18 protein-coding genes and 1 pseudogene are annotated in these 20,688 nt (G+C 53.3%); 8 read left to right on the forward strand and 11 right to left on the reverse strand.

Annotation, left to right across the window (positions count from 1 at the left end):
- The 3 genes and pseudogenes from SPV1_RS00595 to SPV1_RS00605 all read right to left on the reverse strand — a co-directional run.
- Window positions 1-804 (reverse strand): annotated as a pseudogene (locus SPV1_RS00595) (IS5-like element ISMafe1 family transposase); the annotation flags it as partial.
- A 319-nt stretch (window positions 805-1,123) separates the two neighbouring features.
- On the reverse strand, window positions 1,124-1,927 hold the full coding sequence (locus tag SPV1_RS00600; protein WP_231288222.1) for a hypothetical protein: 804 nt from the start codon (window positions 1,925-1,927) through the stop codon (window positions 1,124-1,126).
- 248 nt (window positions 1,928-2,175) lie between these two features.
- A complete protein-coding gene (locus SPV1_RS00605; RefSeq protein WP_009849129.1) occupies window positions 2,176-2,556 on the reverse strand; it encodes a c-type cytochrome in 381 nt (126 codons plus the stop codon).
- A 285-nt stretch (window positions 2,557-2,841) separates the two neighbouring features.
- Here SPV1_RS00605 and SPV1_RS00610 point away from each other — a divergent pair, with 285 nt between their 5' ends.
- The 5 genes from SPV1_RS00610 to SPV1_RS00630 all read left to right on the forward strand — a co-directional run bounded on the left by SPV1_RS00610 (window position 2,842) and on the right by SPV1_RS00630 (window position 8,626).
- Window positions 2,842-3,192, forward strand: a complete 351-nt coding sequence (locus tag SPV1_RS00610; protein ID WP_009849130.1) for a c-type cytochrome — start codon at window positions 2,842-2,844, stop codon at window positions 3,190-3,192.
- A 187-nt stretch (window positions 3,193-3,379) separates the two neighbouring features.
- Window positions 3,380-4,336: a dihydroorotate dehydrogenase gene (locus tag SPV1_RS00615; RefSeq protein ID WP_009849131.1), complete on the forward strand. Its 957-nt coding sequence runs from the start codon at window positions 3,380-3,382 to the stop codon at window positions 4,334-4,336.
- Entirely contained in the window at window positions 4,317-5,090 is a 774-nt protein-coding gene (locus tag SPV1_RS00620; protein WP_009849132.1) for a thermonuclease family protein, read from the forward strand. The genes SPV1_RS00615 and SPV1_RS00620 overlap by 20 nt, the downstream gene beginning before the upstream one ends.
- A gap of 26 nt (window positions 5,091-5,116) precedes the next feature.
- Entirely contained in the window at window positions 5,117-6,568 is a 1,452-nt protein-coding gene (locus SPV1_RS00625; RefSeq protein WP_009849133.1) for a M48 family metalloprotease, read from the forward strand.
- Between the two features lie 99 nt (window positions 6,569-6,667).
- On the forward strand, window positions 6,668-8,626 hold the full coding sequence (locus SPV1_RS00630; RefSeq protein ID WP_152909267.1) for a PAS domain-containing hybrid sensor histidine kinase/response regulator: 1,959 nt from the start codon (window positions 6,668-6,670) through the stop codon (window positions 8,624-8,626).
- A gap of 32 nt (window positions 8,627-8,658) precedes the next feature.
- Here the strand turns inward: SPV1_RS00630 and SPV1_RS00635 are convergent, their stop codons facing one another.
- Genes SPV1_RS00635 through SPV1_RS00650 form a run of 4 tightly spaced genes read right to left on the reverse strand, consistent with a single transcriptional unit; the run spans window position 8,659 to window position 11,104 of the window.
- Complete coding sequence (locus tag SPV1_RS00635) at window positions 8,659-9,282, reverse strand: alpha/beta hydrolase (protein WP_009849135.1); 624 nt, start codon at window positions 9,280-9,282, stop codon at window positions 8,659-8,661.
- Window positions 9,279-9,632 (reverse strand): ArsC family reductase, encoded by a 354-nt coding sequence (locus SPV1_RS00640; RefSeq protein ID WP_009849136.1) that lies wholly within the window; start codon window positions 9,630-9,632, stop codon window positions 9,279-9,281. Before SPV1_RS00640 ends, SPV1_RS00635 begins: the two co-directional genes overlap by 4 nt.
- Entirely contained in the window at window positions 9,619-10,251 is a 633-nt protein-coding gene (locus tag SPV1_RS00645) for a PAS domain S-box protein (protein WP_009849137.1), read from the reverse strand. The genes SPV1_RS00640 and SPV1_RS00645 overlap by 14 nt, the downstream gene beginning before the upstream one ends.
- 1 nt (window position 10,252) lies before the next feature.
- The gene (locus SPV1_RS00650; protein WP_009849138.1) at window positions 10,253-11,104 is read right to left on the reverse strand and encodes a RibD family protein; all 852 of its coding nucleotides are present in this window, start codon (window positions 11,102-11,104) and stop codon (window positions 10,253-10,255) included.
- A gap of 62 nt (window positions 11,105-11,166) precedes the next feature.
- Here SPV1_RS00650 and SPV1_RS00655 point away from each other — a divergent pair, with 62 nt between their 5' ends.
- From SPV1_RS00655 to SPV1_RS00665, 3 genes are all read left to right on the forward strand, one after another.
- On the forward strand, window positions 11,167-11,412 hold the full coding sequence (locus tag SPV1_RS00655; protein WP_009849139.1) for a DUF6868 family protein: 246 nt from the start codon (window positions 11,167-11,169) through the stop codon (window positions 11,410-11,412).
- Complete coding sequence (gene ung, locus SPV1_RS00660; RefSeq protein ID WP_009849140.1) at window positions 11,412-12,092, forward strand: uracil-DNA glycosylase; 681 nt, start codon at window positions 11,412-11,414, stop codon at window positions 12,090-12,092. Before SPV1_RS00655 ends, ung begins: the two co-directional genes overlap by 1 nt.
- Window positions 12,093-12,318: 226 nt before the next feature.
- On the forward strand, window positions 12,319-13,074 hold the full coding sequence (locus SPV1_RS00665) for a DUF4197 domain-containing protein (protein ID WP_009849141.1): 756 nt from the start codon (window positions 12,319-12,321) through the stop codon (window positions 13,072-13,074).
- 154 nt (window positions 13,075-13,228) lie between these two features.
- Here the strand turns inward: SPV1_RS00665 and SPV1_RS00670 are convergent, their stop codons facing one another.
- From SPV1_RS00670 to pilQ, 4 genes are all read right to left on the reverse strand, one after another.
- Window positions 13,229-13,837 (reverse strand): transglycosylase SLT domain-containing protein, encoded by a 609-nt coding sequence (locus tag SPV1_RS00670; RefSeq protein ID WP_009849142.1) that lies wholly within the window; start codon window positions 13,835-13,837, stop codon window positions 13,229-13,231.
- Between the two features lie 2 nt (window positions 13,838-13,839).
- The gene (locus tag SPV1_RS00675; RefSeq protein ID WP_152909269.1) at window positions 13,840-17,637 is read right to left on the reverse strand and encodes a DUF3683 domain-containing protein; all 3,798 of its coding nucleotides are present in this window, start codon (window positions 17,635-17,637) and stop codon (window positions 13,840-13,842) included.
- Between the two features lie 271 nt (window positions 17,638-17,908).
- Complete coding sequence (gene rpsT, locus SPV1_RS00680) at window positions 17,909-18,172, reverse strand: 30S ribosomal protein S20 (protein ID WP_018294483.1); 264 nt, start codon at window positions 18,170-18,172, stop codon at window positions 17,909-17,911.
- A gap of 110 nt (window positions 18,173-18,282) precedes the next feature.
- Window positions 18,283-20,673, reverse strand: coding sequence for a type IV pilus secretin family protein (pilQ, locus tag SPV1_RS00685; protein ID WP_231288224.1), 2,391 nt, complete (start codon window positions 20,671-20,673; stop codon window positions 18,283-18,285).
- Between the last annotated feature and the right edge of the window lie 15 nt (window positions 20,674-20,688).

The following is a 20,688-nucleotide window of genomic DNA, read 5'->3' on the forward strand; positions in this document are numbered from 1 at the left end:
AGATTGCGCGCACATACTGCAACTGCTGGCGGATGCCCTTGCGGATCAGCTTGCCGCCCGGTTTCTTGCGCTTGCTGATGGAAAGAAATACCTTGCGCGCTGCTGCCTGTAAGTGCGCGGCTTCTTGCCGCCGGTTTGTTTGTGCAGCTCATCAATCAAGGACTCGGAGATCTCACGCGCCTCATTGAGCAGGCCGAGATCCGTCGGAAAGCGGATCATCTGGTCGGCCACCGTCGCATCCATCAGCAGCTTGCCATGGTGTGTCACGTCCTCTGCCTGCGCATCAACCGCATCAACCGGTGCCGGTCGATCCTGGTCGGACCCATCCCCGCAGGAAGAAGGAGGTGACCCATCACCGCCGGACGTGCTGACCCGGGTTGGTTTCCGCTTCTTTTGGATATGCACCGCCCGATCCACTATCGCCTGCTCAAACGCATCAAACACTTCCGCACCCATGCGCTTGCGTATCTCCACGAACAGGCTCGGAACAAACGGCGGTGCATCCACATATGCACCAAGGCCGCAAAAAAACTGGAGATAGGGGTTCTCCTGGATCTGCAATACTGTCTCTTCATCGCTCAGGTTCAGCTTGTGCTTGATGATCAGCGCACCGATCACCAGACGCGCAGGCTTCGCAGGCCGACCCTGCGTCGCGCTCATCACGGAATTGTAAGCCACGGCAAGATCATCCCAAGGCACAACCTCCGCCAGCTTCACCCAACGATTCTCAGAATTCAAATCACATCCAAATGGATGAATAAAGTCCTTCAACTGAAGTTGCCGGTCACTTGTCTCTCGTATCATGTGCAAACCTTTTGCGCCAGATGCGCCCATTCCCTTGCACTTCAGACTACCATGAACATCGCTTTGTCTCAATATATCAATGGGTTGTGACTTTTTGAGGGGAATCTACTTATACATCTTGATTATATTTCAAAAATTACCGTTATAAGCAACAATGGCAATGTTTTTTTTTACCCCCTGCCCAAGCAGCCCGGGAGATCAGACATTAACGTATAATTGATTGATTTTAATAATAGCATAATAATAGCACATACCCACCTGTATTGGACACCAGAGGAAACATGCCTGAGGTGCCTGCACAACCCCAATAGACCCATTGTCAGTGCTTCATTCTTTCTCGCATTTCGTTGAATGACGGCATAAAAGGCGCCCGGTCGATGATTTCAGGCTCAAAGACCATCAGCGTCGGAGTTTTTTTTCTACGCAGCCCCTCAGCCACATGCCTGGCCGCGAGCGCTGCAACCTGCACAAGAGCATCACGGCTTTCCTGCGGATGGGCGAGCAAATCCTTCATGTTTGCATATGACACGTTTGAACCCGGTAAAATAAGGGAACTGATTTCACCTTCGCCCATTGCTGCTATCTTGACAATCGAATCATCAATCCCAATGGCAAAACGGTCACTGTAAAGCACTTGCCGGGTAGCAGGGTCAATCAATTCTGCGGACACATAAGCCGATGGAACATAGTCACTTTGCAATCCCTTGGCGATAAACCCCACCTGCTTGAAACGGATACGCAGGATACCATCGGTCTGTTTCCGCAATTCTTGCTGACTGGGCTTATAGTAGTCCCAATATTTTTTACCCGAAGCGTGCACTGAATAACCCAGCGAAGAGATCTCCCGCATCAGCGTGCTCTTGAATACCCGCATACATGCTGCATGAACCGGCCCGGCCGCTGCTTCATAGTTAGCATTGTTCTGCTCAACAACGAGATTGTCCAGCAGCATACCTGTACTCCCCATCACCATAAAAACAGGATTAAGCTGTCGGATCATCAGAATCTTGTCCGATTCCAGACTGGCAAATTCGATCGAATGCACCGGCGCAGTCAGCACCGGGTGCAACACATCCCTGTTCGTCGCACAAGAAGTCGACAACAACAGCAGAACGCCGAGCACTCCTCGACTCAACAGTGCCTGAAAGCAAGTCGAAGACTTACCTGACCGCAGGTTCAACCACCTTTTCGGCAAAAGCATATATCGACCGGTACAGGTCACAAGCTGACCCCCGCATCTGGTTGCAACAACATGATAAAACTATCCTCGGGCAAAAGCGCCATTCTCGATATAAGCTTGATTATAGGTTATAAGCAAAAAAGCAGTCCATGCTTGCGCATAGACTGCTTTTTTCACTGATACGCCTGAGCTCAGATTGACTTGAGCTTGGCCAGCACTTCATCCTGCTTGGCAGCATCACAAATTTTCTGCGCCGGCATTTTGGTTCTCGCTTTCGGATTGCCGGTAAACTCTTTGACTGCTTTTTTGGAGTTACACATCCATTCACGTAGATGCGCCTCATCCCACGACCAGTCTCCACCCTTCACATCTGCGGAATAGTTCATGTCAGGCATGATACCAACATGACGACCGAATACGCCCGCCAGACCCGGACCGACCTTCTTCTTTTCGGTAAAGTTATGACAAGCCTTGCACTTGCCCCAGGCTGCAGCCTGAGCTGCTACAGGAGCCAGAGCCATGGTGCTCAATACAAACGCTGCAGAAGCAGCAATCATCATCAGTTTCTTCATTATCCCTCCTCTCGAAATATGAAATGAGCTTCTACGCACATCACCCCTCAATGTCAATTATTGCCCCATACCTTTTCTCCCCTATAGCACAACAAAAAAATGTAGGCTGGACCTGAAGTACAGGCCATTACTCGACCTGCCAAACTGATAACCAATGTCAGGATATGCACCTGTGGGGGCAATTATTACATCTGGCAGGGAAAACTCACATCGCCAGCATCAGCACATGACTCGGCGTACGCTTCACAGTCGAGGTTAGAATTTTCGAGAGGAGGAGATTGACATATGAAGAAATTAATGATGATTGCTGCCGTAGCCGCTTTAGCTATGGGCACTGTAACAACTGCAACTGCAGGCGGTTTCAGCACGGGCAGATGCAAGGCTTGCCATGCTGTTGGCAAGAATAAAGTAGGGCCTGACTGGGCAGAAGTTGCAACCGCATATGGCAGCGCTGAAAATCTGGCAAAGGTTTTTAAGGACGGTTTTAAAGTGGAAGACCGCAAAGTGGCCGCCACTAATGCAAAATGGAAACACAAGACCGGCATGATGACCGGACAGTTCAAGCATTTGATTGTAGGTCATGAAGAAGAGGCGGCAAACGCACTTTTTGCTGCTGTTAAAGCAGGTAAAATATAAACACGTAGTGTTATAAGATATGAAAGGCGGCCCTCTTGGGTCGCCTTTTTTATTGGCCGGTTCACAATGAACTCTCGGCTGTTGTCGCTGCCTGAGAAGGTGTCGCGCAAACGGGATTTTCAGAACTGACTCAGTCGCCGTAAGTGCCAATCCGTGACTCGCGTCTCGCCAGCGTTATGCTACGCCCATGGCATATTCATCTGATTCAGTCACCCCGAACCTCTCCATCCAGTTTGCCGGCCTCCACCTGCAGACCCCGCTTGTTCTGCTCTCCGGCTGTGTCGGCTTCGGTGAGGAGTACACCCGCATCGAGGGCTGGGATAACCACGACATAGGCGCTGTAATCCTCAAAGGCACTACGCTTGAGCCGCGCATGGGTAACGCGCCGCATCGGGTTTATGAAACCCCGTCCGGCATGCTCAACGCCATCGGATTGCAAAACCCCGGAGCCCGTTATGTGGTCGATCATATTCTGCCGCAACTACCCCATAAGGAAACCCAGTTCTGGGCCAATGCCAACGGCACCAGCCCGGAGGAGTATGCCGAGGTCGCACGCATCTTCGATGACTCGCCTGTTACAGCGATTGAAATCAACATCTCCTGCCCCAATGTCAAGGAGGGCGGCGTGCATTTCGGTAATAACCCCGTTATGGCAGCGCGCGTGGTCGAAGCGATGCGCCCCATGACAAAAAAACCGCTGATCACCAAGCTCTCTCCGAATACTGCCGATATTGCTGAAACAGCTCGCATGGTGATTGAGGCAGGAACGGATGGGCTCTCCGTGATCAATACGCTGGTAGGCATGGCTGTCGATATTGAGCAGCGCAGCCCGGTCATCGCCAATATCTCAGGCGGTTTGTCAGGGCCTGCTATCAAACCTGTCGCCTTGTGGAAGATTCATCAAACGCGTGCCGTGGCTGCCAAACACAACATCCCGATTCTTGGTCAGGGCGGCATCACTTCAGCCAAAGATGCCATCGAATTTGCTATTGTCGGCTCAGATGCCATAGGACTCGGCACAGGTCTGTTTTACGATCCGCTGCTCTGCCACAAATTACTGGAGGAGATGCGCGATTACCTACGCAGACATACCATGAACAGCTACAGCGATCTTGTCGGTACACTTGTCACCTCTGCAGAGTAAATCTTCAGCGATCCTGCTGCTATTACTGCTACTGCCCTGGGCGGCAAATGCAGGCACACTGTCGGTTATCAGCACAGACCGCTGGGTACACGTGGTCCGCGTGTATGACGGCGACACATTCCGCACAACCCGCGGTGAAAGAGTACGCCTGCTCGGCATTAATGCGCCTGAAGTCGCGCATAACCGGCAGCGCGAACAGGTCATGGGGCACGAAGCTAGCATCCGCCTGCAACAACTGATCTCCGGAAAAACCGTGCGCCTCTCATTCGATAAAGTACGACAGGATGACTACGGACGCACGCTTGCACATATCTATCTCAGAGATAACAGCTGGGTGAATGCACAACTTGTGCGCGAAGGACTGGCCCACGTCTATACCTTTGAGCCGAATCATAGCCGGACGAAAGCCCTGCTTGTCGCAGAGAAGCAGGCCCGAGCGGCACAGATCGGCATCTGGTCCACCGATCACTTTCGGGTACTCGCAGCAGGAAAAGTAACCGCCCGTCATATCGGCCAGTTCCGCCTCATTACAGGGCCAATAGAGCAGAGTAGCGGCTGGAGCTTTCAACTCGGACGGCTACATATCAGCGTACCTAAAAAATACAGACAGTGGTTTAAACATCCGCTGCAACTCACCCCCGGCCAGACAATCACGGTACGCGGCGTAATACGCGTATCCCGCACCGGCAACTACAGCCTTGCATTGCACTCACCCTTTGATGTTGAATACTCTGATAGAAGCATACAACCATGAACCGAGGTAGATTAATGAAACGATACATGCTCGCTCTCTTATCGATCACCATACCACTGGTTATATCCGCCTGTGCCACAAACCCGGTCACCAAAAAATCCAACTTCGTCCTGATGAGTGAAAAGCAGGAGCTGGAACTGGGGCAACAGGCCGCCGCTCAAGTTGCCAAACAGCTCCCGCTGCTGCCAGAGACAGACCCGCTGGTGCGCTACGTCGACAGCGTGGGGCAAAAAGTGGCCGCCAAAGCAGACCGACCCGAACTGTTCTACCACTTTAATGTCGTCGATAATGCCGACATCAACGCCTTCGCCCTGCCCGGCGGTTATATCTATATCAACCGCGGCCTGCTCACTCATTTGAACAGCGAAGCTGAACTCGCCGCCGTTCTCGGCCATGAAATCGGCCATGTCACTGCGCGTCATGCGGTAAAGCAATACACCAAGGCACAGGCTTATCAAATCGGCATGGCTGTTACATCCATTTTCCTGCCCATGCCTTACGGTTCCAATATGTTGACCGATTTGGTCGCCACAGCCGTGATTCAGGGCTATGGACGCGAAGCTGAACTGCAGGCGGATGAGCTCTCCATCAAATACCTGACCCGGGCCGGTTATGACCCTGAAGCCACCATTGGTATTCTGAAGACACTTAAACGCCTGGAGGATCTGGACACTAAGGAAAAGACAGCCGCCGGGGAAAAGGTGGATAAATATCACGGTGCCTTTGCCAGCCACCCTGAAACCGAACAGCGCATCCGCGATGCCATCAACCTGGAAGAAAAGCATCAGGGTCACCATGGTATCGTCAACCGCAAAGCCATGCTGACGGCGCTCGACGGTTACCCATATGGTGACAGCCCGGAACAGGGCGCAGTGGTCGGCCGCCGATTCCTGCATCCGGAGCTCGGAATACAGCTGAAGTTTCCGAAAGACTGGGTGATCACCAACACTCCATCCAGCCTGCAAGCACGCCTGCGCAAGGAGAAGGTGTTTTTCCTCATGCAGCTAAAGGAGCTGAGCAAGCGCCAGAGCCCTGCAGAGGTGTTACGTCATGCATTCCCAAGCAATAAACTGTTCGGCATCGTGGAAAGCGACACTCAGGCCGGCATGCCACATGCTGAGGCACTGATCCGTATGTCCGCACCTCATGTCAGCCAGGCCATGATCAGCTCGCACGTATTTCTCATTGGTAGCAAGGCCTTCCTGCTGAGCATGTGGGCAGATCGGAGTGTCTTTGACCAGTATCGGGATCAATTTTCGCAAATAGCCCGCAGTTTTAAACGCTATGACAAGCAGAAGGACGGCGATGTGCCGCGCATTCACCTCTATACCTGGCAAGCAGGTGACAGCTGGCAGAAGCTGGCCGAAAGGAACAGGCAGATTCTCGGTCGTTTTACGCCTGAAAAACTGGCTGCGCTCAACGGCATGAGTGTGAACTCGCTCCCGGCTATCGGACAATTGATTAAAAATGTGCAGTGAACCCACGTCACAAGACATCCCCTCTGCTATGTCAGTCAGCGTTGATTCGCCGTATACACCGGCATGGAGAAGAAAGGTCATCCGGAGGGAGGTAACGGCATGAACATATCCGAACAATTCCCTCTGCTCGACCATATTCCTACCGGCATCCTTGCCATCAACAGGTATGGAGAAATTGTGCTTTGGAATCGTATGCTGGAGCAGTGGACCGACAGCAAGCGGGAGCAAATGATCGGCCAGAATCTGTTTGAATGTTTTCCCGAGCTGAACGCACCGCAGCTCCGCATTCAGATTGATCAGGTACTCGCAGATGGCGCTTCGGTCACTTTCTCACCGCAACTACACCATCATGTGATTCCATGCCGACTGCCAGACGGCTCATGGCGATCCCAGTTGGTCACGATTTCATGGCTGGCAACGCATGAGGTCGCATTGTTCAGCATCCAGGATCTGAGCGATCAGCACAGGCTGATCGAAAAATACAGGTTTGCGACAGCCGAACTGGAAGATGAACTCCGACGCAGTCAGACTCTGGAACGGGAAAAGAGTCAGCTGGCTGCAGCCATTGATCAGGCGGGTGAAGCGGTGATCATTACCGATACAACCGGTCAGATTCAATACACCAATCGTGCTTTTCTTAAGCAGACCGGCTGGAATCATAAAGAGATTCACACGATTGACACCATCTATGATACGTTTTTTGCCAAAACAGACACAGAGTTCACTCAGGAACTACAGGCCCTGCTGCAGAGTGGTAAAACATGGCAAGGCAGGCAGCAAATTATTCGCAAGGATGGAAGCCGCTTCACTGCATCTGTCAGCATCGCGCCTATTTTCAACGACGAGCATTCACTGACACACCACATCATTATTCAGGAAGATATCAGCAGGCAGATCACCCTCGAGGAAAAGTTCCGTCACACACAAAAACAGGAGGCTCTGATCACGCTGATTGGCGGCATCGCCCACGACTTCAATAACCTGCTTGCCGGCCTCGTAGGTCAGGCTTATCTGGCGGCGCGTGAAGTAAGCGATATGCCGAAAACAGCAGCACGAATCAAAAATATTCAGGGTATCACTCAGGAAGCGGCCGAAATCGTCAATCAGTTGCTGACATTCGCCCGTCAGGGAGAGATGCATAGCAAGGAGTTTCCACTCTCTTCCTTCATCAAAGAGTTTGCCAAGTTGGCAGCTCGTTCCGTACCGAAAAATATCCGGCTCACCACTGATTTTGACTCCGGTCGATTTGCATTCCGCGGTGACCCCAATCAATTACAGCAAGCCCTGTTGAACATCGTCCAGAATGCTGTGGATTCACTGCAGGAGAGGAGCGACGGTCAGATCAAAATCGGCTTGTTTTCGCTAAAGCCCGCCCAGGACGCCGCCCATATTCAAAAATTCCCTGTACTCAGACATGGCAACTTCTGCCACATCTGCATCCATGATAACGGAAGCGGCATACCGGCTGAAATACAGGAGCGCATCTTCGATCCGTTTTTTTCGACCAAGAAACTCGGAAGCGGCCTGGGACTGGCCATGGTGATGGGTTGTATCCGCCACCATCAGGGCATCATTGATGTCGATAGCTCCCCCACCGGTACCACTGTCCACCTCTTCGTGCCCACCATCAAACACAGGGGCGTGCTCACACCCAGAGAGCCTGCGGAAATGCACCATTCAGGTGTATCCATTCTGCTTGCCGATGACGATGAACGGGTACTGGAGCCGACTATGGAGCTGCTGGAGGCCATGGGACATCAGGTGACGCTCGCCCGTAACGGAGTCGAAGCATACGAGGTCTTCGTTCAACATCCGGAGAGCTGGGATATTGTCATCACCGACATGGTGATGCCACGAATGAACGGGCTGGAAGCATCACAGAAAATGCGACTGCTCAGGCCCGACATTCCACTAATCTATGCAACCGGCTATGACCAGTCGCTGGTCATCGACAATACGCAAAAGGTGGACAACAGCACCCTGATCAGCAAACCCTTCAATCCCGATGATCTGGACAGCTTGATTATGCAAATGGTGAAACGTAACAGAAAAGCGTGAGGTGTGACCTACCCGGCGAAAGTGCGAAAGCGTTACAGGTTAACGTCACTGACCAGTGCCGCCATCATCTGATCCATATGCGCAGGAAAAAAATGCCCTGCACCGTCAATCGTATGCAAACGCACAGAGGGGTGCCCTTCACACCAGTTGCGTACATCATCGAACGGTACAATCTCATCGGCAGTGCCAGATACCACAGTGACAGGTCGCTCCTCATGATCAAGGAAATCAAATGACCACAGATTGACTGCCGGCGCCACAGCAAACATCCGCTCCACCCGCTTATCCGCATGCGCCGCCTTCAGGCCCGCCAAACTACCGAAAGAAAAACCCGCCACCCACAAGGGGGCACCCGCCGCCCGGGCATGTAGCCACTCCAGCGCGGCCGCCGCATCATCCGCTTCACCATCACCGTTATCCCATACGCCTTCCGACTGTTCGACACCCCGAAAGTTGAAGCGCAGCACAGAGCATCCCATCCGCTCAAATGCCCGCCCCATCCAGTAAACAACCTTGTTGCGCATGGTGCCGCCGTATTGCGGATGCGGGTGGCAGAGTACCACTCCCGGGTGCCCCGCTTCACCCGCCTTATACAACGCCTGCAGCCTTCCTGCAGGTCCCGGCAGAAATATATTTTCAAGATGCTGGGAGCTCATGATATCTGCAATTGCCCGTATTGCTCGGGTGAATAACCCACCTCAATCGCATCGCCCATAACCAACACCGGTCGCTTAATCATGGCCGGATGCGCCAGCATCAGAGTGATTGCCTTCTCAGTATCCAGGTCCGCTCTCTCTGCATCGGAGAGCTTGCGCCAGGTTGTCCCACGCTTGTTGAGCAGCACTTCCCAGCCAACCCGCTCCACCCAGGCAGCCAACGTCTTGCTCTCAAGCCCCTCTTTTCTATAGTCGTGAAAGCGATATGCCACACCTTCTGCATCCAGCCAGCGACGCGCTTTTTTCATCGTATCACAATTGGCAATCCCGAACAGCTCAACCAAGGCCATCTCCCGCCAAGGCATCCTGCGCACTGCCCTCCCTTCGAACGAAAGCAAAGAATTCCTGTTTGTCCCCCGAACGCAACGGCGTAATGACCATGCTGACCTCAAATTCACTGCCATCCCGGTGACACGCCTGCAAATGCAACGGCTTGTACAGCATCGTAGCAATACCACTCTCGCAGTAACGTTGCATACCCTTGCGGTGTGCAGCCCGCATCGGCTCGGGGATAATCAGCCGGGAGATATCTTTTCCCATCGCATCCTGTCTGAGCCAGCCGAACATTTTTTCGGCGCTACGGTTCCAACCGATTACGACGCCCTGCTCATCAATGGCAACGTAGGCGTCGTAAGTCGAATCGATGATCTGACGGAGATGATCGCGACTCTGAGTCAAACGCTCCTGCAACAGATGCTGCTCGCGCATATTACGCTGAGCCAGCCAGCCAAAAGTGGCAAAAGCCAGGGTAATCAGCGTACGCATCCACAACTCATTCGGGTCATGACTGAGCAGGTTGGGGATGAAATCGCCCTTGTCGAAAACGAAATCATGCATGATCGCTTCCAGCGGCCAGAACAGCAGACCGATAACCACACCCAGAACAGTCAAACCATATCGCTGAATCATGTTAACTCCCGACCTCCATGTCCGTTAAGGGCTCTCGATCACAAACCCTGAAGCGGGCGAATAACTGCGAACCAGTATCCAACTGATCCAGATACAGTGATTGTATCTGCAAGCCCACTGTTTTTTTCAACTCTCTGCCTGCGATCGTATAAAAACGGTCTCCACCCAGCAAGCTCAAATGTGTAGTCAGAAACAGCTCATCGAGCACACCTGCCGAGAGCAGCGCACCATGCACCTCGGGGCCGGCAATCATATAGGCGCTGCGATAACCATGCTCGATCAGCAACTGCTTGAGCCTGCCACCCTCAACGATCCGGCCATCACCGGCCAGCAACACCGGAAAACCGGCTGCCTCAAGCAGCGCACGTTTGTTTGCATCCGAGCTGCTACCGGTCACAATGATCACCTGCCGGTCCGTCAGTGACTGCAGTGCTGCCAGCGGCAAATCCAGACTCGATGAGAGCACCATCACATCCGGCTGTGGCTTGAGCCCATGCTCTCGCCGCCAGCGCACCAAATCAGCGTAGTCGTCACCCTCACCAACCGGCAACAGGTCCTGGGCACAGCCCTTTGCCAACTGGCGAAAATAGCGCGCCGAAGTGAGCATCACATCCGACTGGGCGGCCAACTCCTGATACAGGCGCCAGTCCCTTGGATTGGCAATGCTTGCCGGCACTTCAAACTCACCGCTATCAGCCTTTTCCATGGCAATGCGCCCATCCAGACTGGCAATATAGTTAGCGTAGATAAACACATCATCGGCTGACGCCTGCTGATGCAGACTCATGGCCAGATAGAGTCCCTGCAGATTTTGACCGGAACCATCAGGCGGAAATAGCTGTAACACACTCATCGCTCAAGCATAGCTCTGCAAACAGATCCGGAATAGCCTCAACTGCGTGTATCAGGAGGATCATGGTGACAATTGACACGATTCGGGATGTGCTGCTCTACTGCGCACTGATCAATATGGGGCTGCTGTTGTGGTGGGCTCTGTTTTTCATATTCGCTCACGACTTTGTCTATCGCATGCACAGCCGCTGGTTCAGCATACCTTCGGAGAAGTTCGATGCCATTCATTATACCGGCATGGCGTTTTACAAGATATGCATCTTCCTGTTCAATATCGCGCCATGGATAGCCTTGAAGATCGTAGCCTGATGCACCAGCCCTCTGTTTCACCCTCTTGGGACCCTTATCTGGCTGCAGAATTTGACAAGCCCTATATGCAGGCGCTGCACTCTTTTTTACATAGACAACAGACCGTAATACATCCTCCGGCCAACCAGTGGTATGCAGCATTCCGGCAGACGCCATTTGAGCGGGTGAAAGTGGTCATCCTCGGTCAGGACCCCTATCACGGTTCGGGTCAGGCCCACGGGCTGAGTTTCTCCGTGCCTCATGGCGTACGCATTCCACCTTCGTTACGCAATATCTATCGGGAGCTACAACAGGATCTGGATATCCGCCCGGCCACACACGGCAACCTGCTCTCCTGGGCTGCGCAGGGGGTATTGCTACTCAACAGCACGCTGACGGTGGCTGACGGCAGCCCGGCTTCACATCAAAAACAGGGGTGGGAGCAGTTCACGGATCGCGCGTTGCAGGCGCTCAATGCGGATCGTGAGCATCTGGTATTCATGCTCTGGGGCAATGCTGCACAGGCCAAGGCGGACATGATCGATGCAACCCGTCACCTGATTCTCAAGGCAACGCACCCTTCGCCGCTGTCGGCCTACCGTGGCTTTTTCGGCTGCCGCCATTTCTCACAGGCCAACAGCTGGCTGCAGACCCACGGCAGGTCACCGATCGACTGGCAGCTGTCGGCAGAAATAGGGTGAAGACGTAAAAAGTCCATCCATAGCCTTTTTACTCATCGGAAAGCGAAAAGTGCGATTTTCATTTTCCTTACAAATCAATCACTAGCAAAGCAAGCGATTGATTTGCGTGCCCGTCCATGGGCGCGTTGATGACTTTTTACAAAGTCATCAAAAAGAACAACAGGCATTCGATTTTTCCGGCAACCGGACCTAGAGTGGTGATCACTCGATAAGCAGGAGTTTCCCCATGCCTCATTCACTTCGTCACACAGCCATTCTTGCCACACTGATACTCTTCCCCGGCACAGCAGCATTCGCCGGCTGGATGGATCAGGCGGGAAGCATGCTGGAGCAGATGGGAGCTAAACAAACCGCAGCTCCGGCAGCTGCCTCTGCCCTGTCCAACTCGGATGTAGTGGCCGGGTTGAAAGATGCGCTACGTGTAGGTTCCGAGCGCGTGGTTGCACAGCTGGGAAAAACCGATGGTTTCAACAGCGATCCGAAGATTCATATTCCGCTGCCGGAAAGTATGCAGCAGGTAAAATCTGCGCTCTCGGCCGTCGGCATGGGTGCGATGATGGATGATCTGGAACTCAAACTGAACCGGGCTGCAGAAGCCGCCACACCGAAAGCCAAACGCCTGTTCGGCGATGCCATCAGGAGCATGAGTTTTGCCGATGCCCGAGCCATTCTGAACGGGCCTGACGATGCAGCTACGCAGTATTTCAAAAACAAGATGAGCAAACCACTGGCTGATGAGATGCGCCCGATTGTAGAAAAAGCGATGTCCCGGACCGGTGCCGTACAGGCGTATGACAGCGTCATGGGCGAATACAAAACCCTGCCATTTATGCCTGATGTAAAAGCCAACCTGACCCAACATGTCGTCGATGGCGGTTTGAAAGGTATTTTCATCTATATGGCCAGCGAAGAGGCGGCGATCCGTCATCATCCGGTAGAACGTACAACCGCCATCCTGAAAAAAGTGTTCGCCAGCCAGTAGCATCTCACCGAATAAGGACTCGCGCGATAGTCCAAATTCTATGGCCTGAGAGGAGGGAGAAAGCATTGTAGCGAAAGTGTAACTGCTGCCATTTTTGCTTCCGGAGTTCCCACAACGTCATGCGAAAGCAGCCATATTCGTCTCTACCTTGCTTTTAGAACGGCCACAAACTCCAGCCGCTGTCCAGATCATCCTTGCAACGCGCCAATTGAGCGCGATACATCGCCGCCCGACGCTCTACCTTGCGTGCCACCTTGATCAGCCATGGTTTCCTCTTGTAGGTCTTGCGCTTCCAGCCACCCTGCCCTTCATGGTAAGCCAGATACTGGTTGTAGGCATCCCATTTGGAGATTCCCAACCTGCGATATGATGTGTTGCCGTACCAACCGATAAAATCAGTAATATCCTCGAAATCATCGCGGTCAGCGCCGCTGTTGCCGGTCGCTCGCTTATACGTTTCCCACGTGCTGTCGAGTACCTGGGCATAGCCGTAGGCGCTGGAAACACGACCCCACGGGATAAATCCGAGCAATGTATCTTCCGGTGCCTTTGCCTTACTCCGGAAGCGGGATTCCTGATGAATAATCGCCAGTTGCACATGCACCGGCACACCCCAGCGTTTGAATGAGTCATTGGCATATTCATACCAGTCATCTTTTTCCCTGAAAATGGCACAACCATCATTCAGGTGCTTCGGCGGTCCACTGGCACAAGCACTCACCATCAGCGCGAGTAACAGGAATGTGACACGCGCTGCGCCCATGCCTACATCAACACCCGCTCGGTTCCGCCGGCTTTCACCTTGCGAATAAACTTCTGCTGCCAATCTTCACCGTGCAGGTGGCGGGCCAGCTCAACGACAATATAATCGGCCTCCACACCCGTCTCTCCTTCCAGTCTTGAGAGCCCCTGCAAACAGGACGGACATGAGGTCAGTATCTTCTGTGGGTCAGCACCGGGCATCTTCGCCCTGGCCTGCTCCATCTGCTCTTCCTTGCGCATACGGATCTTGCCCGCAATCGCCGGATGAGCCACAGCCAGCGTGCCCGCCTCACCGCAACACTCTTCGGATTTTACCGCATCCGAGCCAAGCAGTGAGTCGATTGCAGCCTGCGTGCCGTGCCGCTTTAGCGGCGAGTGACAAGGTACGTGATACATGTACTCCACGCCGCTGACACCCTCCGCCGTCACACCCTGCTCCATCAGGTACTCATGGATATCAATCAGTGGCGCGCCGGGAAATACCTGCTCCAGCTCATAGCGGGTCAACTGATCATAGCAGGTACCACAAGAGACAATGACCGCTTCAAAATCCAGATAGGAGAGAGCATTACGAATGCGGTGGAACAGCACCCGGTTGTCATAGGTGATCTGATCTCCTTTTACATGATCTCCGCCGGCTGTCGACGGGTAACCACAACAGAGATAGGTCGGCGGCAATACCACATTGATACCCAATTCATAAAGCATGGCCTGTGTAGCCAGACCGACCTGTGAAAACAGCCGTTCGGAGCCGCAACCCGGGAAGTAGAATACAGCTCTACCATTGGCTTTGGCAGGATCGCGCAGAATCGGAATCATATTCCGGTCGCGAGACTCCAGCCCCAGCTTCTGACGCGCTGTACCTGTCGATAGAGATGGCAGTGGTCGTTCAATAAAATTAATCAGCTGCGCCTGTACACCATCAAGGTTACGTTTGGCTGCCGGTTTTTCGCGTACAAAGCCTGTCAGTTTCGCCAGCTTATTGAGCAGCCGATGGCCGGCATAGCCCCAGCGTATCACCACTTCACGCATCAAATGCACGGCTCTGGGATCCTGAATCAGCAGGAACATCATCGATAATTTGCTGCCTATATTAAAGCGCGACTGCCCCTTGTCCTTAAGCAGGGCACGCAGACTCTCCGTCACCTCGCCGAAATCAATATTGACCGGGCAGGGAGACTCGCATTTATGGCAGATCGTGCAGTGATCGGCCACATCATGCAGCCCTTCGAACTGTTCGAACGAAATACCGGAGCCGGTCTGCGATTCGTATAGAAAAGCTTCGATAATTGCACCTGTCGCCTGAATCTTGTTACGAGGAGAATAGAGCATGTTGGCGCGCGGAAAGTGAGTGTTGCACACCGGCTTGCACTTACCACAGCGCAGGCATGGAGAGATGGATTCAGAGAGATCGGTCAGATCGGCTGCCTCCAGAATCATCGACTCCATCTCCAGCAGATTAAAACTCGGGGTGTAGCTGAGCTGCAGGTCGGTGTCCGGCATCAATTTGCCACGATTGAACAATGCGTCAGGATCATGACGGTTGAGATAGTCCGCCATCTCCACCAGCAGCTCAGGTGGCATAAATGCCAGCTTGGTGATACCGATACCGTGTTCACCGGAAATCACGCCGCCGAGCTCCACTGCCTTGGCCATCACCTTTTCGACCACACGATGAGCTTTTTTCATCATCGGATAATCGTTGGAATTCACCGGAATATTGGTATGCACATTGCCGTCGCCGGCATGCATATGAGTGGCAATCACAATTCGACTGGAGAGCGCCTTCTTGTGACACTGTTTGATGCCGGCAATCAACGCCTCATGGCCGCGCAGCAGATCCAGCAGCGGGGCCTCCACTTCATCGCGATAGGAGATACGCATGCCGCCACGCTGAATCAGGCGGAACAGTGGCTCGCTCCGCTTGAATTTCGCATCCCCCAGCAGATAAGCCGACTCCTTACATGGCGCATCCAGTGACCTGAGCAGGTGGAGCCAGTTCTCTGTAATACGATCCACCAGCTCCAAACACTTGGCCAGCTTGTCATGCAAAAAAGCATCATCTTCAATGCCCAGCCCCTGCTGCTCCAGGCGGTTGCCACCAATGCGCTCCATCGTCTTTTTCAGGTAATCAGCCGTGGCACTGAGAACCTCCAGTTTGTTACCAATGGAGTTCTCAACATTCAGGTGCTCAACATAATCATTGTATTCGGAGAGGCGTGGCAGCGGAATAACCACATCCTCATTGAGTTTGAACGCGCGCGTATGCTTGGCAATGGCGGCCATACGACCGCGATCTCCCCAGAAACGACTCCGGTCGGCTGGTGTGATCGCGACAAAGCCCTCACCATCCCCCTGCGATGCCAGCCTGCAGATATCGGCACAGGCCTTGCCCACAGCGCGTTCATCGTCACCAGAGACGTCAATCAGCAAGACCACGCGTGGCGTTTCACCGCGCGTTGATTTCGATATATATTCAATGGCCTTGACGTATTTCGCATCGAAATGCTCCAGCCCCTCCAGGTGCGCTCCCTGAGCAGCATCCACATGCTCCTTGATATGCACCATCGCATGGGTGGCTTTGCTCAGCTCCTGTCCGAAGAATTCACAACAGACCGTGCGGGTAACATCAAAAGAGCGGTGCAGAATAAAGGTTGCCTCAGCAATCAGCCCGTCCGTTCCCTCTTTCTGCACACCGGGCAGGCCGCCAAGCGCCTTGCGCGTCACATCCTTGCCCAGACCCTGCTTGCGGAATATCGAACCGGGCAGCGTCAGGGTCTCCTCGCTGATCAACTCACCGGAAACTGAATCCGTACGCGTCAACCGGAATGAGACTTCCGCCTCTTCATGAATCTTGCCCATACTGTGATTGATACGCTCTACCAACAGCCAGTTACCGTCCGGTGTCACCATCTTCCACGATAACAGATTATCGATGCAGGTACCCCAGATCACCGCGTGCTTGCCGCCGGCATTGGATGCCACATTGCCGCCGATAGTACATGCCCACAAACTGGTCGGATCGGTAGCGAAGACATTGGGCTTTGACGCTTCCATGACCTTGCCGGTCACCGCCCCTGCCCCGGCACTGATCGTGGCTACAACGCCCTTGCTACCGACGTCCCTGTTCACCACCTCGCCGATATGATCGAGTTTTTCCACATTGATCAACACGGCATTATTGGACAGCGGTACCGAGCCGCCACACAAACCTGTTCCGCCACCGCGAGGAATCACCACCAGATCCAGTTCAGCCACAGCCTTCACCAGCCCGGGCAGCTCATCAATACTGTCCGGTGTCAGCACGCAGAACGGTGCGTGATGACGCCAGTCCGTCGCATCGGTGGCATGGTGGGTCAGCGTAAACGCATCAAAATGCACATTATTTACATGCGTATGGCGGGAAAGAGCTTTTCGTGCCTGCAGACGTTTGGCCGGCTCCTCATCAAACCAGGCATAAAAATCTTCCAGCAAACGGCTGGTACAAGCAGCCACTTTCGAGGCACGAGGGTTGTCTTCGGCACCGGCCTGAATACGTTTAAGCCGGTCATAATGACGACGGTGCATGATTTTGCGTCGCTTCGGATTTTCCAGCAAGTCGTTACGCAGGAACACATTGCGCTCGACAATCCACAAATCACCAAGGATTTCAAACAGCATGCGGGCTGAACGACCGGTACGCCGCTGCGTACGCAACACATTCAGATCATCCCATGTCGCCTCACCAAGGAAGCGGATCACCACCTCCCGATCAGAATAGGATGTATAGTTATACGGAATTTCGCGGTTTTTGTCAGGCAAGTGGCTCTCCATGCTGGTCACGTCGCGTCGAAGTCACGGCACAGGATAGTAGGACGATGAGATGAAAAAAACCTTAAACTGTCGCAACTATTTAAAATATTTGATACTGCAGAGTACACAGGGTTTCACTGAAAAGATAAGTAACTTCGACCGCACAGACTGAACGGGCTACTTTTCCCCTACATACTCAGATGGAAAACGAACCGGGTAAAACAAAAAAGCCCGCCTTTTCGGGCGGGCTTTTTTACAAAAAGAACAAACTGTAGGTATATTAGCCAATAGCCTTAACATGGGCATTCAGGCGGGAAACACGGCGGGAAGCCTGACGCGGATGCATCTGGTTCTTGCGGCCGGCACGGTCAAGCAAGGACGTCGCCTGCTTCAGCGCATCGGATGCAGCCTGCTTGTCTCCTGCCTCTACAGCCACCAGCACCTGCTTGACGGCAGTACGCATAGCCGACTTCTGGGCACGATTCTGAATACGTTTCTTTTGATCCTGGCGGGCACGTTTCAGTGCGGATACATGATTTGCCACGTTGTCTATCTCCTTGCAGCCCAATGGCTGCGCCTGTTTATGAGGCGCGCAACAATAACGCCTCGTCCCCTCCTGTCAACCACTGCATCTTTCGACCCGCAGAGAATGAACTAGTTCTTCGGCCCATCATCGGCGATAATTGTCGGGGTAATAAAGATCAGCAACTCGTTACGGTTACGCACCTTCTGCTTACGCTTGAAGAAATTGCCGATAAACGGAATATTCTGCAAACCCGGCACACCGTTCACCTGATCTGATGTTGTCTGCGTATAAATACCACCCAACACCATCGTTTCACCATTTTTGACCAAAAGCTTGGTCATAATCTGTTTTTTATCAATCGTCGGGGGACCAACCGTGTTTGCCACAGGCGTATCCTTGTTAACCACCAGCTGCATGATGATGCGCTTGTCCGCCGTAATCTGCGGTGTCACCTTCAGCGTCAACTTGGCACTTTTAAGCTGATATGAAACAACCGGTGGCGTAGATGCCGTGGTTACCTGAAAAGGAATCTGCTGGTCCTGCTCAATCAGCGCCTCCTGCAAATTACTGGTAAAGACGCGCGGACTGGAGACCACCTTGATCTGGCCTTCCGCTTCCGCAGCCGATAATTCGAGGTTCAGGTTGAGTGCGTTATTCAATGTGCCGAGCGTATAACCGATAGCCCCGCCCGCACCGGCTTTTACAGCCGCGCCCAGATCCACCACGTTCTGCGGCGCTGATGCCGCGCCGGTCACCGTATGGGTATAGCCGCCACCGTTACTATTCAGGGTGCCGCCCCACTTCACACCCAGATCGCGCGAGAATGTATCTGTCGCCTCAACAATACGCGCTTCGACCATCACCTGCTGCATCGGTTTGTCAATCACAGCAATCAACCGCTTGATATTATTCAGCCGTTCGCGCGTATCGGTAATAATCATCGTGTTGCTGCGCTCATCAAGCATAATCACGCCGCGCTCGGATAGCAATTTCAGCTCGCTGGAGCTGCTTACAGTCTGTCCGGTGCCGTTAGCACCTGTTGTGCCGCCGGCTGCCCCGCCTGCACTGGTCACCTCTGTCTTGACCGAACCGCCCTCCAGAATGGTCTTTACGTCATTCACCGACGCATATCCCAGCGTAATAAACTCCGTCTCCAGCGGCGCAACATCCTCCACACTCTGCTTGGCTTCCTTTCTCGCATTGGCATCCGCCTTCAACACTGCCAGCGGCGCAATACGCACCACATTGCCGTTCTGCTCCTTGCCCAAGCCCCGTGCCGATAGAATCAAATCCAGGGCCTGATCCCATGGCACATCTATCAGCCGCATGGTCAGCACGCCCTTCACATCATCAGACATGATAATATTAAAATCGCTCATTTCCGCGATCAGTTTCAAAGCATTACGTATATCAATATCCTTGTAATTAAAGGTCACCTTCTGACCAGTGTAGACCTTTTCACTCTTCACCGCTTCATCATCAGCCCGTGCGGATGCCACCATATCCTGCGGTTTTATGGTGACAGTCAGGACATTGCCGCTTTGATATGACGAAACAACGGATTTCTGGCGCAAGCGAGTAACAATGCGGACATCCTTGTTGACACTGTAGGCGTCAATCTGCTCAACCGGACCGGGAAATGCGCGGACATCCTGCGTGCGCTCCTGACCGGGCGCCAGATGCGCCTGTTTCAGGTCGAGAATCACCTTGTCACCCTCTTCCTGCAGATTAATCACAGGGTCCGTACTATCCGTTCTTACCACCAGATGAGAAATCCTGTCATCCGGCTGAAAATCAACCGCTTCAACCACGACTCCAGCCTTCTGTTTCGCGACCACATCACCAAAACGGATTATCATCTGATTGTTGTCCGCTTCAATCTGGTGTTTTGTCCCGGCTCCGGCACGCAAGCTCATCACCAGACGCAAACGGCCATCAGCGGAGCCCACCGTCACATTATTCAGGCGCGGAGACGTATAGGTATAGTACTCCTTCGGTAATTTGGAGCTGCCGCCCCAGAAGTCGAGCACCATTGTCTCGCCTTCATTGGTCAACAAGGCGTTGTGATTTGCATCCATGTGCTGACCGCGCAGAATCACCTCAGTCGACTTTCCCTGATCGCGCACCTCAATATCCTGCACCACAGCCCCGCTGGCAGAGCTCTGCTGCGCAGCCTTGGCCGTAAATGACAGTAGCAGATCGTTACCCTTTTCGGCAATATTATAGGTAGTACCGCCGGCCATGCCGATTTCAACCCGCACACCGTCACTATCCTGCGAAGGGACAATCTGTTCGACGCCGCCAGCACCTTTTAACGGTACAACCCCTTTGGCCAGCGTGGTATGTGGAAATTGCAACACCACCCGGGCAGGTCCTTCAAGGTTGAACACCTGGTATGCAATCGGCGCATCCATCGAGATACGCAGGCTCTGCCGCGGACCATCCGCCAACATATTGATACCTTCAATCGTTGCTGCCTGTACCGCCGGGGCCATCAGCCACACAAACATTGTTATCATGGCTCCGTATAAATA

The organism is Mariprofundus ferrooxydans PV-1 (assembly GCF_000153765.1).
Lineage (GTDB): Bacteria > Pseudomonadota > Zetaproteobacteria > Mariprofundales > Mariprofundaceae > Mariprofundus > Mariprofundus ferrooxydans.